The organism is Saliphagus infecundisoli (assembly GCF_020177375.1).
Taxonomy (GTDB): Archaea; Halobacteriota; Halobacteria; order Halobacteriales; family Natrialbaceae; genus Saliphagus; species Saliphagus infecundisoli.
The window spans coordinates 195,000-212,558 of the sequence record NZ_JAIWHV010000001.1 but is presented as its reverse complement, the minus strand read 5'-3'; the positions used below and the strand labels follow the sequence as shown (position 1 = coordinate 212,558).

Genomic DNA, 17,559 nt, shown 5'->3' with positions numbered 1-17,559 from the left:
ACGGGGATCGCGCCACGCGATAGCAACGTTTAGGGCGGTGGTATGTGGATCCAGGGCATGACGAGGATCGCCTTCATCGGCGCCGGCAGCATCACCTTCACGCAGACACTCGTCCGCGACCTCCTCTCCTTTCCCGCGCTCCAGGGCGCGACGCTTGCCCTGATGGACATCGACGACGACCGGCTGGCCGAAAGCGAGGCGATGGCCCGCCGGCTGGTCGAGGCGAACGACCTGCCGGCGACGGTCGAGGCGACGACCGATCGGCGCGAGGCCCTCGCGGACGCCGACTACGTAATCTGTGCGATCCACGTCGGCGGCGAGGAGCCGTTTCGCAACGAGATCGAGATCCCCGAGGAGTACGGCGTCTACCAGGCCGTCGGCGACACGTTGGGTCCGGGCGGGGTCTTTCGAGCACTGCGGACGATCCCGACGATGGTCGACCTCGCTCGGGACATGGAGGAGCTCTGTCCCGACGCCCCGCTGCTCCAGCATACGAACCCGATGGCGATGGTCTGCTGGGCGGTCGCGGCGGAGACCGAAATCGACGTCTACGGCATCTGTCACAGCGTCCAGGGCACGGCCCACGACCTCGCGAGCTACGTCGGGGTTCCGTCTGACGAGATCGAGTACTGGGTCGCCGGCATCAACCACATGGCGTGGTTTCTCGAACTCGAACACGACGGCAGAGATCTCTATCCGGATCTCGAGGCGGTCCTCGCCAAGCGGGGCGAGGCGTACGCCGACGACGTCGTCCGCTTCGAGACGATGGATCACTTCGGCTCGTTCATCACGGAGTCGAGCCAGCACCTCTCGGAGTATCTCCCCTATTTCCGGCAAAGCGAGGAGGAGATCGACGACCTCATCGACCGGAGCAGCTACCGGGCGGACCCCGAGGAGTTCGAGTACTCGCCGGTCTGCTGGCTGCCGACGGGCGAGTACTTAGAACAGTGGAGTTCGATCGACCCGGGCGAGGCGTTCGACCCCGAGGCGATGGACACCCAACTCGACCGCAGCGACGAGTACGCCGCCCGGATCGTCCATTCCTTGGAGACCGGCGCGGTCCGCCGGATGAACCTGAACGTCCCGAACACGGCCGGCTCGCGGGCGGGTGCGCTGATCTCGAACCTCCCCGCAGACGCGCTGGTCGAGGTGCCCTCTCTCGTGGACGGGACCGGCGTCCACCCGTGTTCGGCTGGCGACCTCCCCGCCCAGCTCGCGGCGCTGAACCGGACGAACGTCAACGTCCAGGCCCTGGGGGTTCAGGCGGCCACGGAGGGCGACGAGGCGGCACTCCGTCGGGCCATCAAGCTCGACCCGCTGACGAGCGCGGTCTGTACCTTGGAGGAGGCGGACGCGATGGTAGACGATCTGCTGGCGGCAAACGGGGAGTATCTGCCGGCGCTGTCGTAGTCGGATCGGACCGTGTTCGGGCGGCCGCTCCGGTCGTTGGGCCGGGACGACGAGCGGGTCGTCCTCGATTCCGGTAGGGATGGCGGCCCCGAAGGCGGCGGACACGCGATCGACACCCTCTTTTTGCCCCCCTGTGAGGTACGGCCATGCCAACCGAGATCGCCGTCATTCCCGGCGACGGGATCGGCCGGGAAGTGACCCCCGCCGCAGTGTCCGTCCTCAAGGCGACCGGCCCCGAGTTCGAGTTCGTGGACGGGAAGGCGGGCGACCGCGTCGCCACGGAGACGGGCGCGGCCCTCCCCTCCGAGACCTACGACCTCGCGGCCGAGGCGGACGCGACGCTGTTCGGAGCCGCGGGCGAGACCGCCGCCGACGTCATCCTCCCGCTCCGGGAGGCCGTCGGCTCGTTCGTCAACGTCCGGCCGGCCCGCGCGTACCCGGGGGTCGATTCCGTCCGCCCCGAGACCGACCTCGTCTTCCTCAGAGAGAACACCGAGGGCGTCTATTCGGGCCACGAGAGCCGACTCTCCGGCGATCTCTCGACGCTGACCAGGGTCGTCACGACCTCGGCCTCCGAGCGCCTCGCGGAGTTCGCCTGCGAGTACGTCGACGAGGGAGAGTACGAGGGGTTTCACGTCGCCCACAAGGCGAACGTGATGCGCGAGACCGACGGCCGCTTCCGGGACGCCGTCATCGGGGTCGCCGACGACCGAGGGGTCGACTGCGAGGAGGTGCTGATGGACGCCTTCGCGACCCGAGTCTGTCTCGAGCCCGACGAGTTCGCCGTCGTCGTCTGCCCTAACCTCGCAGGCGACGTGCTCTCGGATCTGGCGGCGGGGCTGGTCGGCGGTCTCGGAATGCTCCCCTCCGCAAACGTCGGCCCCGACCGGGCGCTGTTCGAGCCCGTCCACGGCTCGGCACCCGACATCGCCGGCGAGGGCGTCGCCAACCCTGCCGCGGCGATCTTCTCGGCGGCGATGCTCTTAGAATACCTCGGCCACGACGAGGAGGGAGGCGCAGTCCGGGAGGCGATGAAAACGGTCCTCTCGGAGGGACCGCGAACGCCCGACCTCGGCGGGGACGCCTCGACCGACGACGTGACGGAGGCCGTCGTCTCCCGGCTGGACTGACGCGGTCGGAAGCTCCGGATCGTCAGACCGTATCGAGGTCCCCGCGGTCCGCGCCCGCGAGCGAGACCAGGGCATCGGCCTCGATCGGGTGGCACTTTCCGGGAATCACGAGCAGATGAAGGGGGTCGCCGAACTCGCGGTCGGCGAGCTCGGCGAGGGGTGCGGCGACGACCAGGGGATCGGGGCTGCCCGCGCGGGCGACGGCGACGCCGACGACCTCGGGGTACGCCGCCGCGAGCAGGGAAGCGGCGACATCGGCCGTCATGTATTCGGCGAGTTCCTCGGCGCCATCGCCGTCCCCGCCAGTGACGTTCGGCGACCGACGCGCCTCCTCGCCGACCTTGATGTCGAGGTAGACGACCGTGTGCAGCCCTCGCTCGCGGTTGTCCGCTATCGGGGCGGTGACGCTCTCGGGCAGGCCGTCGGCGCCGTGGGCGTAGGGGAAGGGGAGAGTGGTCGCCCGGCCGAAGCGGTAGTTCTGGAGGCCCGTGAGCGCGCTCGCGGCGGTCTGTGCCGTGACGCCGTGGATCACTCGCGTGTCGATCCCGCGGTCGTGAGCCCGCAGACGGAGGTCGACGTGGGTCGTCGAGATCATCGTGTCGCCCGCGGTGAGGAAGGCGACCTCCCCTCCATCGGCGGCCGCGAGGATCGGTTCGGGGTCGCGCTCGACGCCCTCGCGGCCGCGGACCTCGATGGGCGTGCCGTGGTGAGCCTCGAGATCCGCCATGGAGGCGCCGACGAGGTGGCTGGTGTAGCGTTCGGCGAACGCCCGGTCGGCGTCCCTGAGCGCCTCCCGGCCCTCGACGGTGATCGAACGCTCGTCGTAGAGTCCGAGGCCGATGAAGGTGAGCATGCCCTCGATTACGTCCCGAGGGCCATATACCGCCCGGGACCGTTCGGGGCCGTCCGGATCCGGCCGAAATCCACGGAACCACATCCGGGACGAAGCGTTTTTGCGAGCGCCCTACGGGCACTCTCGTATGTCGGAATCCACGCGCGCCCACCACGTCGGCATCACCGTCTCGGACCTCGATCGCTGTCTCGGCTTCTACCGGGACGTCCTCGGCCTCCCCGTGCTCGATCGCTTTACCGTCTCGGGAGAGGCCTTCGCGACCGCGGTCGGCATCGAGGGCGCGACCGGGCGCTTCGTCCACCTCGACGCCGACGGCGCCCGGGTCGAACTCGTCTCCTACGACCCCGCCGGCGAGGAGCGCTCTCGCGAGCGCGTCGATCAGCCCGGCGCGAGCCACCTCGGCCTCGCCGTCGAGGACGTCGCGGCCTTCTATGCCGACCTGCCCGACGACGTCGAGACGGTGAGCGAGCCACGGACGACCGAGACCGGGTCGACCATCCTCTTCGTCCGGGATCCCGAGGGGAACCTCGTCGAACTGATCGAGGCCTGATGCGTCAGCGTTAGGGTCGGCGATCCGGTACTCGAGATATGGACTCGGGGGCCCCGAACGGAGACGGAGACGAAAACGACGCCGCCGGCGGCGAGGCGGAGACGCCCGTCGCCTGCGTCCGGGTCCCCCGCGCCGAGGGCGAGGCGACCCGTCGTGAGCTCGCCGAGGCGGAGCTGATCGCCGAGAGCTACGAGATCGCCGGTGAGGACGGCCACCTCTACATCCCCGTCACCGACCCCGCTGCTGTCCCCGAGGGCCTCGAGCTCGCCACCCACGCGGTCGGGGAGCGCGAGCGCCAGACGACCCCCGCGGACCTGCTCGGCTCCGAGCCCTCCTACGAACGCATCGGCGACGTCGTCCTGATCGACGAGGACGACCCCGAGCGGGCCCGCGCGATCGCTCGCGCGGTCGTCGAGTCGGATCTCCCCGTCGAAACCGTCCTGAACAAGGCCTCGAAGGTGAAAGGCGAGAAGCGGGTCCGGGAGTGGGAACTGCTGGCCGGGGAGGGAACCGAGACGGTCCACCGCGAGTACGGCTGCGAGTACCTCCTCGACCTCGCTGCGGTCTACTTCTCGCCGCGGCTGGCGACCGAGCGCCATCGTGTTACGGAGCAAATACGGGAGGGCGAGCGGGTCTTCGACATGTTCGCCGGCGTCGGCCCGTTCGTGATCCCGGCCGCAAAGCGGGGGGCGACGGCCGTGGGCTGTGACGTCAACGGGCGCGCGATCGAGTACCTCCGGGAGAACGCCCGGCGAAACGGGGTCGCCGATCGGGTGACGGCGATCGAAGGCGACGTCCGCGAGGCCGCCGACGACTACGGGGACTGGGCCGACCGGATCGTGATGAACCTCCCCCACAGCGCCGACGAGTTCCTCGAGACCGCGATCGCGCTGGCGGGCGACGACTGCGTGATCCACTACTACGACATCCAGCACGAGAAGGACCCGTTCGGCCCCGGCGAGCGGGCGATCCGAGCGGCCGCGGGCGGGGAGTACGAGGTCACCGTCGAAACCCGGCACACGGTCCGGTCGTACGCGCCCCACGAGGAGAACGTCTGTCTCGACGTCCGCCTCGAGCGGTGATCGCCGCGTAGCAGGGGGGATTCGCAATCCTTATGCCCGGCGTCGGGCGTATGTTCGGATGCGCCGGTGTAGCTCAGACTGGCAGAGCGAATCCTTCGTAAGGATTAGGCCGAGGGTTCAAATCCCTCCACCGGCTTGCATCCTCAGGTTCGAACACCCTCGATCCGGAAGCGGTGAGGCGACGAAAGCCCGTATCGGTTTTTCTTACCCCACACGATTATCGTCTCGAAGTCGCCTGAACGGTCGCTAGCGCCGAAATTCACCCCATCTAACCATTGGTAATTGGGCAAAGCTATCTGCTATCGTGGTCATTAACTGGGAACGATCCGACCGTCGGCTCGAATGTTACCGTTCATCGAGAAATGCGCGAGCGAGCTCGGTTCGAAGACGTCGGCCGTCCGGTCGGCTCCCGAGCCGTCGCGCCGGCGGTTTCTGGCCGGAACTGCCGGCGTTCTCGCCGGAGTGGGCGGAGCTGCGGGCACTGTGAGCGCATCGGAGTCGTGTTCGGTCTCGAGCGTCGTCTACACCATCCAGGCGAACACGCCGTACGAGACGTCGATTCACGTGATCGACGGGAGACGGGCCGGACCGACAGCCGTCGTGGTCGGCGGCATCCACGGCGACGAGGCCGCGGGGTACGAGGTCGGCGCCCGGATGCTCGACTGGGGACTCGAGCGGGGCCGACTGGTGGTGATCCCCGAGGCCGACGCGGACGCGATCCGGCGCGGAACCCGCCACGGAGCCGTCGGACACCTGAACCGGCAGTTCCCGACCGGGAGCGAGCCCGGATCCGGGCTCGCCCGTGACATCTGGGAGGTCGTGGAGATGCACGACCCGGGGATCGTGATCGACATGCACAGCTCCCGGGGGATCTGGGGCGCCGAGACCGCGTTCGACGGCTACGGACAGGCGATCTTCTCGGCACCGTCGACCGCCGCGCTCGAGCCGGCCGAGCAGACCGTCGCCGCGCTGAACAGGGGCGTTCGCGACGCGTATCCCGAGTCCTACGAGTTCACGGTCGGAGCGACGATCGACGGCTCGGAGCCGATGCTGGCCCACAAGGTCGTCGGCGAGCTCGACCGGCCCGGATACATCGTGGAGGTCACCGAGGACGACACCGACCTCCCGACGCGAATCGGATGGATGGAGTCGGCCGTGAGCGGGCTGTTGGGCGAGTACGGCCTCCAGACGGACGGTGCCGGCCAGCGATAGCACGCGGGACGACGGTCGCCCTCTCGGGCCCCGTGGACGTCTCCAGCCATCGACCCTTCTCGAGGCCGGCTCCGGGAGAGGCGGCCGACGCGAGCGGCTCCGGCGGGTAGCCGTCGTCCCCGCCGGGCGTCGCCGGGACCTCACTGGTTAGGTGGCGCGCTCATGCGGTGGAGGGACGACGTTCGAAGCACGAACAGTGAACGGATCGAACCCCGTCCCCGCCCCGTGTCGGGAGCGAAGTCGAGCCGTCCGGACGGCGAGGGCGGCGAGGTGATGGTCGGGCTCTGTTGGGCGTACGGCCACGACCGCCCGCCGGTGGCGCCGGTCGTCGACGGGCTCGGTTCCGGGGCGAGAGTCTCCGTCCGGGAACCGTTCGCGAGCGTCGCGGGCCGCGTGCGCCGTCGGGAGGACGATCCGGCAGCCGTTCCCGGTGGAGACACCACTCTCCACGTCGTCGGGCCGGTCTACAGCGGGGAACGGGGGGACGGCTACGAGCGCCGGCCACCCGGGACGTCGACCGGGGAGTTCTGTGCCGAGCAGTACGCCGCCGACGGGCTCGACGGGCTCGCGGGGCTGAACGGCGAGTTCGTCTGTCTGGTCGTCGACCGCGAGCGCCGTCGGCTCCACGTCGTCACCGACCGTCTGGGGAGCCGGCCCGTCTACTGCTACCGGGGGGAGGGCTGGCTGCTCTGTGCGACCGCGATCCAGCCCCTCGCCCGCCACCCGGCGGTCGAGACGGGGTTCGAGCCCGCACCCCTCGCCGAGTACCTCGCCACCGGCACCGTCCGGGGGATCAGGACGCCCCTCGAGGGAGTCGAGCGGCTTCCGCCGGCATCGGTGACGACGATCGGGCCGGAGGGAGTCGAGAGCCGGCGCTACCGGGAGCCGACCTACCGGCCCGCCGACCGGCCGATCGGGGCGTTCGTCGACCGGTTCGTCGAGCGGTTCCGGGCGGCCCTCGCCGATCGGCTCCGACCCGGTCGCGATCACGGCCTGTTGCTCTCGGGAGGGAGCGACTCGCGGCTCCTGACGGCACTGGGAAGGGTCGAGCGGGTCTACGGCTTCGACGACGGCTCGAGGGAGGTCGCCGTCGCGAGCCGGGTCGCAGCCCGGGCAGGCCTGCGGTTCGCGCGCCTTCCCGCCGGCAGCGACCGCTACCGGACGTTGCTGTCCGATATCGCCCCCCACGCGAACTTCGTCGGCTGGTTCAACGAGGGTCGAACCCTCGGCGTCGCCGACCGCCTCCGGGAGGAAGTCGATGCGCTCGTCTCGGGGCTGTACGCCGACGTGCTGTTCAAGGGGTGGGCGACGCCGACCCACCGCCCGTTTCCGGGGCTCTCGATCCCGGTACCGATCGAGCGCCGGGTCGAGAACCGGGAGGCGTACCTCGACTGGCAGACGCCACGGTCGGTCCCCTTCGCCGAGCCGGTCCTCTCGAGGACCCTCGCCGGGGAGGTCGTTCCGACCGGGGAGGGAGTCGAGGACCACGGCGTGGCGTACCCCTCGGCGAGCGCGCTCGCCCGGTTTGGCTTCTGGTTCCCGCTGACCAACGAGACGTCGTTCGACCGCTACGCCGACGAACAGGTCCTGCCGACGGTCTACCCGTTTCTGGACCGGCGGCTCGTCGACCTCTCGCTCGAGCTCCCGCGGTCCCACGGCCTCCGGTACGACGTCGTCGGGCGCGCGCTCTCCCGGCTCGCCCCCGACCTCGCCGCGATCCCCCACGACCGGACCGGGATCGCCGTCTCGCGCCCGCGGTGGCTCCACCGCCTCGGCGCGGTCGGCTCCGCGCTGCGATCGCCCGGGGACGGGAACGCGGCCCGGCTGCGCGGCCAGGAGTGGGTCGGCCCGTATCTCCGGGCCAACGAGGCGACGATCCGGGCGCTCCCCGGGATCGACTACGGGCGCGTTCTCGAAACCCATCGCGAACACGCGGCCGGTGGCGCCCACACCGGGGCGCTGTGTGGGCTCCTCACGCTGCTCGAGATGCCGATGACCCGGACGGTTGCGGGGACCGGGCCCGATACGGAGACGACACCGAAGGGAGTGTGACGCTACCCCATGCACCGACTCGACCATCGTTATTCAAGTACCGACCCGCCCCTACGGGGCGTAGGGACAGTTCATGAACGCCTCCGACGTCACTCGCGGACCCGACGGTGGTGGGATCGAACGTCGCCGGCGCTCCGGAGGGGGTCGAGATGACGAGCGGTGACGAGGCGACACGCGAGGAAGAATCGATCGCGGATCTGCTCCATCCCCGGCTCCGGGACGCCGACGAGGCGTTCTTCCGAACCCTGGTCGAGAACACCTCCGAGGGGATCCTCACGATCGACGCCGAGAGCACGATCCTCTTTGCCAACCCGGCGATCGAGCGGATCCTCGGCTACGAGCCCGCCGAACTCGTCGGCAGCTCGAAGCTCGAGATCATCCCCGATCGCCTGAAGGCGGTCCACGAACGTCGCCTCCAGCAATACATCGAGACCGGCGAGCGAAACATCGACTGGGACGGCGTCGAGCTCCCCGCCCGCCACGAGGACGGCCACGAGGTCCCGGTCACGATCAGCCTCCGGGAACACGAGTTCCGGGGCGAACGGCTGTTCACCGGGATCTTCCGGGACGTCTCCCGGGAGAAAGCCCAGGAGGAACGCCTCGAGGACCAGAACGAACGCTTGGAGCGGTTCGCGAGCGTCCTCAGCCACGACCTGCGGAACCCGTTGAACGTCGCCCAGGGGTACACCGAACTCATCGCCGCCGAGAACGAGGACGGAGACGGGGACGAACGGGTCGAGGAACTCGCGGAGTCACTGGATCGGATGGAGGAGCTCATCGAGGACATGCTCGAGCTCGCCCAGCAGGAAGGCGGGCTCGGAACGACGCGGCGGCTTTCGGTCGAAGAGGTCGTCCGGGAGACCTGGGGCTGGGTCAGGACCGACGACGCGGATCTGACCGTCGAGGCGCCGGGATCGATCGACGCCGACCGGAGCCGGCTGGCCTCCCTGCTGGAGAACCTCTTTCGGAACGCCGTCGAACACGGTTCCCCGAGCCATCGCTCGCAGGCTCGCGATGACGCCGTCGAACACGGCGGGAACGACGTCACCGTCCGCGTGGGCGGCCTTGAGGACGGCGAGGGGTTCTACGTCGAGGACAGCGGCGAGGGGATCCCCGAGGACGCCCGGACGGCGGTCTTCGAGCAGGGCTACACGACGAGCGCGGAGGGGACCGGGATCGGGCTCTCGATCGTCGAGGAGGTCGCCGACGCCCACGACTGGACGGTCCGGGTCGGGGAGAGCGAGGAGGGCGGCGCGCGCTTCGAGTTCCACGTCTGATCGGCGACCCGCGACCGACCTCTCCCCGCCCGCTCGCCTTCCGGAGGGGGAACGTTTATTCCTCCGATGAACGATCCCGTGGATATGCCAAGCGACGACGACCCACCGGTAGAACTCGAGGCACGGCTCGCCGACCAGGAGACGTTCGAGCCCTCCGCGGAGTTCGTTTCTCAGGCCAACGTCTCCGATCCCGCGATTTACGACGAGTTCGAGCAGAACTGGCCGGAGTGTTGGGAGCGCGCCGCCGACCTGCTCTCGTGGGACCAGGAGTACGACACCGTACTCGACGACGGCGACGAACCGTTCTACGAGTGGTTTACGGGCGGGGAGTTGAACGCCTCGGCGAACTGTCTGGACCGACACGTCGAGGAGGGCCGGGGCGACGAGCTCGCCATCCAGTGGGAAGGAGAGTTGGGCGACACCCGCGAGTTCACCTACGAGGAGTTGCTGGGCGAGGTCGAGGAGTTCGCGGCCGTCCTTCGGGAGCTCGGCGTCGCGGAGGACGACGTGGTGACGCTCTACTTGCCGATGATCCCCGAACTCCCGATCGCCATGCTCGCGTGTGCGCGCATCGGCGCGCCCCACTCAGTCGTCTTCGCGGGCTTTTCGGCGGATGCACTCGCCACCCGGATGAACGCCGCCGACAGCGATCATCTCGTCACCTGTGACGGCTACTACCGTCGGGGCGATGCGCTGGATCACAAGGAGAAGGCCGACGAGGGCCTCGAAAGCGTCGACGGCGATACTACTACCGTCGTCGTCGATCGGCTCGGAGACGAACTCGAGCACTCGCTCGGTGAGAACCAGTACGATTACGACGAGTTGCTCGCCGAGCAGGAGGGCGCGTCGGTCGATCCGGTCTCCCGGGACGCCGAGGACATGCTCTTTCTCATGTACACCTCCGGAACCACTGGAGAGCCAAAGGGCGTCAAACACACCACCGGGGGGTATCTCTCCTACGCTGCGTGGACCTCCCACGCGGTTCTGGACGTCGAGCCCGACGATACCTACTGGTGTGCCGCGGACATCGGCTGGATCACGGGCCATTCGTACATCGTCTACGGTCCGCTCGCGTTGGGGACGACGAGCGTAATGTACGAGGGAACTCCGGACTACCCCGAGAAAGATCGGCTCTGGGAGCTCGTCGAGGACTATGGCGTCGATATCTTCTATACGGCGCCCACCGCGATTCGGGCGTTCATGAAGTGGGGCCAGGACTACCCCAAAGAACACGACCTCTCCTCGCTCCGATTGCTCGGCACCGTGGGCGAGCCGATCAATCCTCGTGCTTGGAAGTGGTACTATACCCATGTCGGTGGCGAGGAATGCCCGATCGTCGATACCTGGTGGCAAACCGAAACCGGCGGCATGATGATCACCACGCTCCCGGGCATCGGGACGATGAAGCCCGGGTCGGCGGGCCCGCCACTGCCCGGCATCGACGCCCGGATCGTCGATTCGGGCGGCGATGAGGTAGAGGCGGGTGACGCGGGCTATCTCACGGTCGACAACCCCTGGCCCGGGATGCTCCGGACGCTCTACAACAACGACGAGCGCTTCCTCGAAGAGTACTGGCGCGAGTATTCGGATCCCGACGCCGACGAGTGGGTCTACTTCCCCGAGGACGGTGCCAAGATCGACTCGGATGGGTATATCACCATCCTCGGGCGCGTCGACGACGTCATCAACGTTTCGGGCCACCGCCTGGGCACGATGGAGATCGAAAGCGCCATCGTCGGCACCGAGGGCGTCGCCGAAGCCGCCGTCGTCGGCGGCGACCACGACCTCAAGGGCGAAGCCGTCTACGCCTACGTCATCGTTGAGGACGACTACGAGGGAAGCGACGACCTCCGCGAGCGCATCGTCGAAGGCGTCGAGGAGGCCATCGGTCCCATCGCCCGCCCCGAAGAGGTCGTCTTCACGCCCGAACTCCCCAAAACCAGATCGGGCAAGATCATGCGCCGACTCCTCGAGGACCTCGCCAGCGGCAACGACCTCGGGGACACCTCCACCCTGCGCAACCCCGACGTCGTCGACGACATCGCTGCCCAGGTCGGCGACGACTGACCTCCTCCCCCGGAAGCGTGATACGGCGGGGACCCCCATTCGGTCCCGATGACCTCCTCCCGGTACTCGCGACGGGCGGTCCTTCTCGGGGCGGCGATCGCGCCCGTTCCCGCTACCGGCTGTCTCGGGTTCGACGATGACGCAAGCGGGTCCGCGGCGGATCGGGAAGACGATCCCGCGGGTTCCGTAGACGACGAAACGGAGGACGGACGCGACGGAGAGGGGTCCGAGGACGAGTCCGGAGGCACCGAATCCGAGGCGGACCCGGACCCCGAGGAACCCTCCCTCGCGGTCACGGAGGTCGCGACCGGGCTGTCCCACCCGTGGGCGATCGCAATTCTCCCGCCGGGCGGGCTCCTCGTCACCGAGCGCGAGGGTCGGCTCGTCCGAATCGATCCGGACTCCGGGGACGTCGACCCGATCGACGGCGTGCCGGAGGTCCTCCCGGAGGGGCAGGGCGGCCTGCTCGACGTCGAGTTGGCCCCCGACTTCGACGAGGAGCCCTGGATCTACCTCACCTACGCCGCCGGGACCGGCGACGGAGAGTCGGCAACCCACCTCGGGCGAGGCCGGTTCGACGCCGAGGCGATGGCCGTAGAGGGCTTCGAGGAACTGTACGTCGCCGACGCCGCGGGCTCGAGCGGCCACTACGGCTCCCGGGCCGTCTTCGGCGCCGACGGGATGCTCTACGTGACCGTCGGCGACCGCCAGTCAAAGGAGTTCGGCCCGGACCACGTCGCCCAGGACCTGGGGACGGATCTCGGGACGACGCTGCGGCTCCGTCCGGACGGCTCGATCCCCGAGGATAACCCGTTCGTCGGCGGCGATGAGGCCGTCCGGGAGGCGATCTACAGCTACGGCCACCGGAACCCCCAGGCGATGGCGGTCCACCCCGAAACCGGCGGGATCTGGCAGGCCGAACACGGCGAGGAGGACGGCGACGAGATCAATCGGCTCGAGGCGGGCGGCAACTACGGCTGGCCGGTCGCGACCTACGCCTGCGAGTACGGCACCGACGACCCCGTCGGCGACCGCCCCGACGAACGCGAGGGGACGGTCGAGCCCGTCCACTACTGGGAGTGTGGCTCGGGCGGGTTCCCGCCGAGCGGCGCCGCGTTCTACGACGGGACGGCCCTCCCGTGGCAGGGCGACCTCCTCGTCGGCAACCTGGCCGAGGGATACCTTGGGCGCTTTTCCGTCGAAGGGGCGGGGACCGACGACGTCTCCGTCCGGGAGCGAGAGCCGCTGCTGGTCGATCGCGGGTGGCGCGTCCGGGACGTCGTCGTCGGCGATTCGAGCGTCGTCTACGTCGCCGTCGACGCCGAGGACGCCCCGATCGTCCGGCTCGCCCCGACGTAGACGATGCGGGTCGCGGTGACCGGGCGGACCGCAACCGCTATCCTCGTCGCCACTCCTCACCCGTTCATGACCGATTCCGACGACGACCCGGAAGGACGGACGACGATCCGACCCGGCCGGAACTTCGAACGCGAGTACCGCCTCTCGACGGAGGAAGCGGGCCGGTTCCTGATCGACCTCGGGAACCAACTCCGCGACGGCGAGGAGCTGACGATCAAGGGCGACGACTGGGAACTCCCCTTCGCGTTCGGCGAGCCCGCCGAACTCGAGATCGAGTTCGAGGGCGTCGGCGACGAGGGGTTGGAGATCGAACTCGAACTCGTCGGCCGCCCCGACGAGAGCGGCCCCGACGTCCGATAGCTCAGGCGTCCCGGTCGATGACGAACGTCGTGAACGCCGCGAGTTTCTCCGCCGTGTCAGGGTCGACCCCGAGGGCATCGACGTGCTCTCTGGCCTCGGCGGCCAGCTCGAGGGCGCGCTCGCGGGCGTACTCGACGCTGCCGGCCGACTCGAGGATCGCGAGGGCCTCCCGGATCTCCTCGTCGGTGTTCGTGTCGGCACCGAGGATCCCCCGGAGGCGCTCCGCGTCGGCGGGGTCGGCCTCCTCGAGGGCGTGGATCGCCAGCAGCGTCTTCTTGCCCTCCCGGACGTCGTTGCCGAACTCCTTGCCGAAGTCGCCGGCCCGGCCGAGGGAGTTCTCGACGTCCAAGATGTCGTCGCCGATCTGGAAGGCGACCGAGGTGAGTTCGGCGTAGGCGGCGGCGTGGCGCTCGATTGCTTCGGACTGCCCGGCGACGATCGCCGCCAGACGGGCGACGATCCGGCCGAGACAGCCCGTCTTGCACGCACACATCTCGAGGTACTCCGCCCGGGAGATCCGGACGTCGCGCTCGTTGTGCCAGGCGATGTCCATTCCCTGGCCGAGGTGGGTCCGGTTGAGTTCGTGGGTGAGCATCTCGTAGGCCGCCAGCCGGGCCTCGGCGGGGAGGTCGCCCGGATCGCGTTCGAGAACTTTCAGGGGGAGAAAGTACAGCGCGTTGCCGGCGTTCAGCGCGACGTCCTCGCCGTAGACGCGGTGGAGGGCGGGCTCGCCCCGGCGGATCGCGGCCTCGTCCTCGACGTCGTCGACGATGATCGTCCCGTTGTGGAGGATCTCGGGGATGCAGGCGTAAGCGAGGAGTTCCTCGGGGTCCTCGCCGAACCCCTCGACGAGGACCAGAAAGAGGACGGCCCGCCAGCGTTTCCCGCCCCGGTCGAGCAGGTCCCAAACCGGGTCCGCGAGGCCCCGCTGGATGCTTTCGGGGTCGTACACGTAGGTGGGCGCGCCGAAGAAGTCCTCGAGGTAGTCGGCGTCGATTTCCCGTGGGAGCAGGTCGGCGATCGCGTCGTCGATCGCCGGCCGCCACGCCGCGAGCGTCTCCCGCATACGGGCCGGTCACGGAGCGGGGTGAAAAAGATTCAGTTCGACGTCCCGGCATCCAAACCGCATGCTTTTGACCGGCGCGCCGGAACGGCCCGTATGGGACCGCCGGGGCGGGCGAACGAGGGGGAGAGCCGCGTTGCCGTCGTCGAGGGCGAGAGTGGCGGCTCCTCACTCGAGCTCGACGCCCTCTCGGAGACGGTCGAGAGAGAGGGCGGGCGACTGGTGGTCGGCCCGGCCCCGGATCTCGAGCGAGCGCCCGACGTCGTCGTCTGTCCGGACGAGCCCTCCCTGTCGGCGGTCGCCCGGGCGGGCGTGGACGCCCCGGTCCTCGCCGTCGGGATCGATGGCGTCCCCTCGGTCGCGCCCGACCGGCTTCCGGAAGCGGTCCGGGACGCCCTCCCGGGCAACCCGCGGACGGTCCGCCGGCCGGTCCTCCGGGTCGAGACGGAGGGGGTTTCCAAGCGAGCGTTTTTCGACGTCGGCCTCCTGACCGCCGAACCCGCGCGCATCTCGGAGTACAGCGTCTCGAGCCGGGGGGAGACGGTCGCGCGGTTCCGGGCCGACGGCGTCGTCGTCGCGACCCCCCAGGGGAGCCACGGCTACGCGAGCGCCGCCGGCGCCCCGGTGCTCTCGGCGTCCCTCGCGGGCGTCGCCGTCGTTCCGGTCGCCCCCTTCGTCACGAAGACCAAGCAGTGGATCCTCCCCGACGACGCCCTCGCGCTCGCCGTCGAACGCGACGAGGGAGCCGTCTCCCTCCAGGCCGACGACCGGACCGTCGCCACCGTCGGCGTCGGCTCGCCGGTCTCGATCGGCACCGACGGCAACCTCGCGGTGGTCGCTGACCCCGGCCTCGAGTGAACCGGATGTGGACGCACCGGCCGACGACCGTTGGCACCCGTCCACATTGGAAACACTCTAATGGTCGAACCACCGTGTTTCGGGTATGATCACGTCATCGCTGTTCGGGCCGATCGACGTCCTCGCCCAGGAGGTGGTCAGCGGCGTCGCGGCCATCGAGTTCGTCCTGCTCGTCGTCGTGGTTGCGAACCTCGCGATCCGCGCGCTCGCCTACCGCGACTACGCCAGCGCCGCACGCGAGGGCGGCGCCGAGGCGATCACCCGGAGCACCGCCCTCGACGCCACGAACGTCGCGCTCGTGCTCGGGTCGTTCTACTACATCACGGTCCACCTCCACGGCGGCGTCGTCCTGACGACCCTCGTCCTCGCGCTCGTGATCGCCGACGTCTTCGAGTTCGAGGCCCGCCTCGTCGAGGCGCGCACTGAGCGGCCCATCGAGCGCCCGAACGGCGCGCTGTTCGCGTCGGCGCTCGTCTTCGCCTACATCGCCTACCAGTCGCTTTTCTTCATCGTCAGTCCGGTCTGGGACGCGATCGTGTGACCTCTCCCCGTTCCTCCCAGACGCCCCTCGGTCCGGGAGGGGCTTCGATCCCGGTTCTCGGCGCACGGTCGTCGCTTCAGTTCCAGTCACTCGTGGCGTCCCCGTCAAAGACCGGGCAGCATCGAGCGACTCGTTCACCCCTTGGGAGGCTTCGGCTCGAACACAGCCGAGAGGGTCGTTACGACGATCTGCCGGTCTCGCAGTGCCGTGTTTCGATCGACGGGACACTGACTTGTGACCGACCCTATGAGAGCACCGACGGTCTCGTCTTCGGGCCGGCTCCCCGTTTCCGCGGACGACGCGGGCGCTCCCGGGTTCGGTCACCACCGAAAACCAGTTCGGACCGGACTCGAGACCGCGCGTTCAGCTGTCGGTCTCCGCGTAGTACTCCCGGGCGCGCCGTCCGGTCGGGACGAGCACCCAGAAGGTGAACGCTCCGACCAGCGCGAAGTACAACATCGCGTCCTTGATCACGAGCGCGACGGCCGCGTAGGTGCCGGGATCCTCCGGGTTCGGTGCGATGAGCTGCGTATCGTAGAAGCTCGGGGTGTTGAACCAGCCAGCGAACACCAACCATATGAGCAACCCCCCAGTGAGGATGGCAAACCCCTTGATGAATTCATCGGCCATTGTTCGTAGTCGATCCTTCGTCGGGCTCGTCTTTAGCGTTTCCCATCCCGGCGGCCCGAAACCGCGTCGAGAACGCGTAGGTGAGCGCGCCGGTCGCGATCAGGGCGACGCCCACGATCGAGAGCCCGACGCCGATCTCGCCGATGTCGGCCTGGGCACGGTTCGTCGCGGCGTCCAACAGGGCAAACCCCGCGAGAATCGAGACGATGGCGATCAGCGTCGAGAAAACGGTGACGGTCTTGTAGAGCCTGAGCGGGACGACGACGTCGTGTCGATCCGGGCCGTCGTCCGCGTTCTCTCCGGCCTCATCGGTCGTTCCGTCCCTTCCGTCTCGATCGGTCATTCGGGTGCTCGCACTACTTCGGCGGCCTGAGGCGGTAGTACCGTCGGTTCAGGTCGTACATGTACCCCTCGCGCATCGCCTTCAGTACCGAGTACGCGATCGTTCCCGCCACCAGCGGCAACAGGAACGAGAGGTCGAACGTGATCCCGTGGCTGAACGGGACGAGGTTCTGGACCGCCACCACGCTCATCGTGAACGCGAAGGTGACGCCGGCGACGCCGACGGCCGTCCAGAACGGCTGCTCGACCGGGCGCCGGGCGCTGCCCTTGTTGAGGAAGGGAACGATTGCGATCACGCCGACGACGGCGACGTTCGCGAGCACGCCGTAGAACTCGTCGGACATGAGCTTCTCGCCGCCCAGGATCGACAGCTCGGGGTTGAGCGGGCCGAGCTTCAACAGGCCGAACGACCAGTAGAGATACCAGTCGGGGATGATGACGGAGGGCGTCTGGGCGGGGTTGGCCACGTCCCCGAGGTGGGGCGGGAGCATCGCCGCCAGGAACACCAGCATCCCGACGAAGAAACTCGAGATCGCGAGGTTCCGGACCGTCTCGTGGGGCCAGGCGGGAAAGCCGAGCACGTCGCGTTCGACGTAGGTCGACTCCTGGCGGAGGTCCTGGTCCTCGCGGCGGGAGCGCTCGAAGTACTCGTAGGTGAGCCGCGAGAGGCCGGTCCGGCGTTCCTTCCGTTCGCGCCAGGTGGGCGTCTCGTCGTCGGGCGCGACGATTCCGGGGCCGCTGCCGTCGGTCTGTGGGTCTTGGTTGTCGCTCAT

General features: G+C 69.0%; 17 protein-coding genes and 1 tRNA gene. 13 read left to right on the top strand and 5 right to left on the bottom strand.

Translation table 11 applies throughout. From position 1 onward, the window contains the following. Positions 1-57 precede the first annotated feature (57 nt). Complete coding sequence (gene melA, locus LCF40_RS01255) at positions 58-1,410, top strand: alpha-galactosidase (protein ID WP_224827057.1); 1,353 nt, start codon at positions 58-60, stop codon at positions 1,408-1,410. A 146-nt stretch (positions 1,411-1,556) separates the two neighbouring features. Beyond that, positions 1,557-2,540, top strand: a complete 984-nt coding sequence (locus LCF40_RS01250; protein WP_224827056.1) for an isocitrate/isopropylmalate dehydrogenase family protein — start codon at positions 1,557-1,559, stop codon at positions 2,538-2,540. Between the two features lie 22 nt (positions 2,541-2,562). Here the strand turns inward: LCF40_RS01250 and dph5 are convergent, their stop codons facing one another. Next, positions 2,563-3,393 (bottom strand): diphthine synthase, encoded by an 831-nt coding sequence (dph5, locus tag LCF40_RS01245; RefSeq protein ID WP_224827055.1) that lies wholly within the window; start codon positions 3,391-3,393, stop codon positions 2,563-2,565. Between the two features lie 127 nt (positions 3,394-3,520). On the opposite strand from dph5, the gene LCF40_RS01240 reads away from it, so the two are divergent. The 9 genes from LCF40_RS01240 to LCF40_RS01200 all read left to right on the top strand — a co-directional run bounded on the left by LCF40_RS01240 (position 3,521) and on the right by LCF40_RS01200 (position 13,352). Then, a complete protein-coding gene (locus LCF40_RS01240; protein ID WP_224827054.1) occupies positions 3,521-3,943 on the top strand; it encodes a VOC family protein in 423 nt (140 codons plus the stop codon). Between the two features lie 38 nt (positions 3,944-3,981). Further along, entirely contained in the window at positions 3,982-5,025 is a 1,044-nt protein-coding gene (locus tag LCF40_RS01235; RefSeq protein WP_224827053.1) for a class I SAM-dependent methyltransferase, read from the top strand. 62 nt (positions 5,026-5,087) lie between these two features. Further along, a tRNA-Thr gene (locus LCF40_RS01230) sits at positions 5,088-5,161 on the top strand. Positions 5,162-5,508: 347 nt separating this feature from the next. After that, a complete protein-coding gene (locus LCF40_RS01225; RefSeq protein WP_224827052.1) occupies positions 5,509-6,237 on the top strand; it encodes a succinylglutamate desuccinylase/aspartoacylase family protein in 729 nt (242 codons plus the stop codon). Positions 6,238-6,462: 225 nt separating this feature from the next. Beyond that, the gene (locus tag LCF40_RS01220) at positions 6,463-8,289 is read left to right on the top strand and encodes an asparagine synthase-related protein (RefSeq protein WP_224827051.1); all 1,827 of its coding nucleotides are present in this window, start codon (positions 6,463-6,465) and stop codon (positions 8,287-8,289) included. A gap of 110 nt (positions 8,290-8,399) precedes the next feature. Then, positions 8,400-9,566 carry a two-component system sensor histidine kinase NtrB gene (locus LCF40_RS01215; protein ID WP_224827050.1) on the top strand — a complete coding sequence of 389 codons (1,167 nt, stop codon included), beginning with the start codon at positions 8,400-8,402 and terminating at the stop codon, positions 9,564-9,566. A gap of 84 nt (positions 9,567-9,650) precedes the next feature. Next, positions 9,651-11,633: an acetate--CoA ligase gene (gene acs, locus LCF40_RS01210; RefSeq protein ID WP_224827049.1), complete on the top strand. Its 1,983-nt coding sequence runs from the start codon at positions 9,651-9,653 to the stop codon at positions 11,631-11,633. A 48-nt stretch (positions 11,634-11,681) separates the two neighbouring features. After that, positions 11,682-12,992, top strand: a complete 1,311-nt coding sequence (locus tag LCF40_RS01205) for a PQQ-dependent sugar dehydrogenase (RefSeq protein ID WP_224827048.1) — start codon at positions 11,682-11,684, stop codon at positions 12,990-12,992. A 66-nt stretch (positions 12,993-13,058) separates the two neighbouring features. After that, positions 13,059-13,352 carry an amphi-Trp domain-containing protein gene (locus LCF40_RS01200; RefSeq protein ID WP_224827047.1) on the top strand — a complete coding sequence of 98 codons (294 nt, stop codon included), beginning with the start codon at positions 13,059-13,061 and terminating at the stop codon, positions 13,350-13,352. A gap of 1 nt (position 13,353) precedes the next feature. Here LCF40_RS01200 and LCF40_RS01195 read toward each other — a convergent pair whose 3' ends face one another. Beyond that, a complete protein-coding gene (locus LCF40_RS01195; protein WP_224827046.1) occupies positions 13,354-14,418 on the bottom strand; it encodes a polyprenyl synthetase family protein in 1,065 nt (354 codons plus the stop codon). A gap of 93 nt (positions 14,419-14,511) precedes the next feature. Here LCF40_RS01195 and LCF40_RS01190 point away from each other — a divergent pair, with 93 nt between their 5' ends. Next, positions 14,512-15,273, top strand: coding sequence for an NAD(+)/NADH kinase (locus LCF40_RS01190; RefSeq protein WP_224827045.1), 762 nt, complete (start codon positions 14,512-14,514; stop codon positions 15,271-15,273). A gap of 85 nt (positions 15,274-15,358) precedes the next feature. Continuing rightward, positions 15,359-15,814, top strand: a complete 456-nt coding sequence (locus LCF40_RS01185) for a DUF7313 family protein (protein ID WP_114578028.1) — start codon at positions 15,359-15,361, stop codon at positions 15,812-15,814. Between the two features lie 363 nt (positions 15,815-16,177). Here the strand turns inward: LCF40_RS01185 and LCF40_RS01180 are convergent, their stop codons facing one another. Genes LCF40_RS01180 through LCF40_RS01170 form a run of 3 tightly spaced genes read right to left on the bottom strand, consistent with a single transcriptional unit; the run spans position 16,178 to position 17,559 of the window. Then, positions 16,178-16,444: a DUF7314 family protein gene (locus tag LCF40_RS01180; protein ID WP_114578029.1), complete on the bottom strand. Its 267-nt coding sequence runs from the start codon at positions 16,442-16,444 to the stop codon at positions 16,178-16,180. Next, on the bottom strand, positions 16,434-16,787 hold the full coding sequence (locus tag LCF40_RS01175; RefSeq protein WP_114578030.1) for a DUF7315 family membrane protein: 354 nt from the start codon (positions 16,785-16,787) through the stop codon (positions 16,434-16,436). The genes LCF40_RS01180 and LCF40_RS01175 overlap by 11 nt, the downstream gene beginning before the upstream one ends. Before the next feature lie 13 nt (positions 16,788-16,800). Continuing rightward, on the bottom strand, positions 16,801-17,559 hold the full coding sequence (locus LCF40_RS01170) for a cytochrome b family protein (RefSeq protein ID WP_114578031.1): 759 nt from the start codon (positions 17,557-17,559) through the stop codon (positions 16,801-16,803).

Coding starts and splice junctions, on each gene's coding strand:
- LCF40_RS01205 (WP_224827048.1), top strand. CDS start 11,682: ATGACCTCCTCCCGGTACTCGCGACGGGCGGTCCTTCTCGGGGCGGCG.
- LCF40_RS01180 (WP_114578029.1), bottom strand. CDS start 16,444: ATGGCCGATGAATTCATCAAGGGGTTTGCCATCCTCACTGGGGGGTTG.
- LCF40_RS01195 (WP_224827046.1), bottom strand. CDS start 14,418: ATGCGGGAGACGCTCGCGGCGTGGCGGCCGGCGATCGACGACGCGATC.
- acs (WP_224827049.1), top strand. CDS start 9,651: ATGCCAAGCGACGACGACCCACCGGTAGAACTCGAGGCACGGCTCGCC.
- LCF40_RS01250 (WP_224827056.1), top strand. CDS start 1,557: ATGCCAACCGAGATCGCCGTCATTCCCGGCGACGGGATCGGCCGGGAA.
- LCF40_RS01240 (WP_224827054.1), top strand. CDS start 3,521: ATGTCGGAATCCACGCGCGCCCACCACGTCGGCATCACCGTCTCGGAC.
- LCF40_RS01200 (WP_224827047.1), top strand. CDS start 13,059: ATGACCGATTCCGACGACGACCCGGAAGGACGGACGACGATCCGACCC.
- LCF40_RS01190 (WP_224827045.1), top strand. CDS start 14,512: ATGGGACCGCCGGGGCGGGCGAACGAGGGGGAGAGCCGCGTTGCCGTC.
- melA (WP_224827057.1), top strand. CDS start 58: ATGACGAGGATCGCCTTCATCGGCGCCGGCAGCATCACCTTCACGCAG.
- dph5 (WP_224827055.1), bottom strand. CDS start 3,393: ATGCTCACCTTCATCGGCCTCGGACTCTACGACGAGCGTTCGATCACC.
- LCF40_RS01170 (WP_114578031.1), bottom strand. CDS start 17,559: ATGAGCGACAACCAAGACCCACAGACCGACGGCAGCGGCCCCGGAATC.
- LCF40_RS01175 (WP_114578030.1), bottom strand. CDS start 16,787: ATGACCGATCGAGACGGAAGGGACGGAACGACCGATGAGGCCGGAGAG.
- LCF40_RS01185 (WP_114578028.1), top strand. CDS start 15,359: ATGATCACGTCATCGCTGTTCGGGCCGATCGACGTCCTCGCCCAGGAG.
- LCF40_RS01235 (WP_224827053.1), top strand. CDS start 3,982: ATGGACTCGGGGGCCCCGAACGGAGACGGAGACGAAAACGACGCCGCC.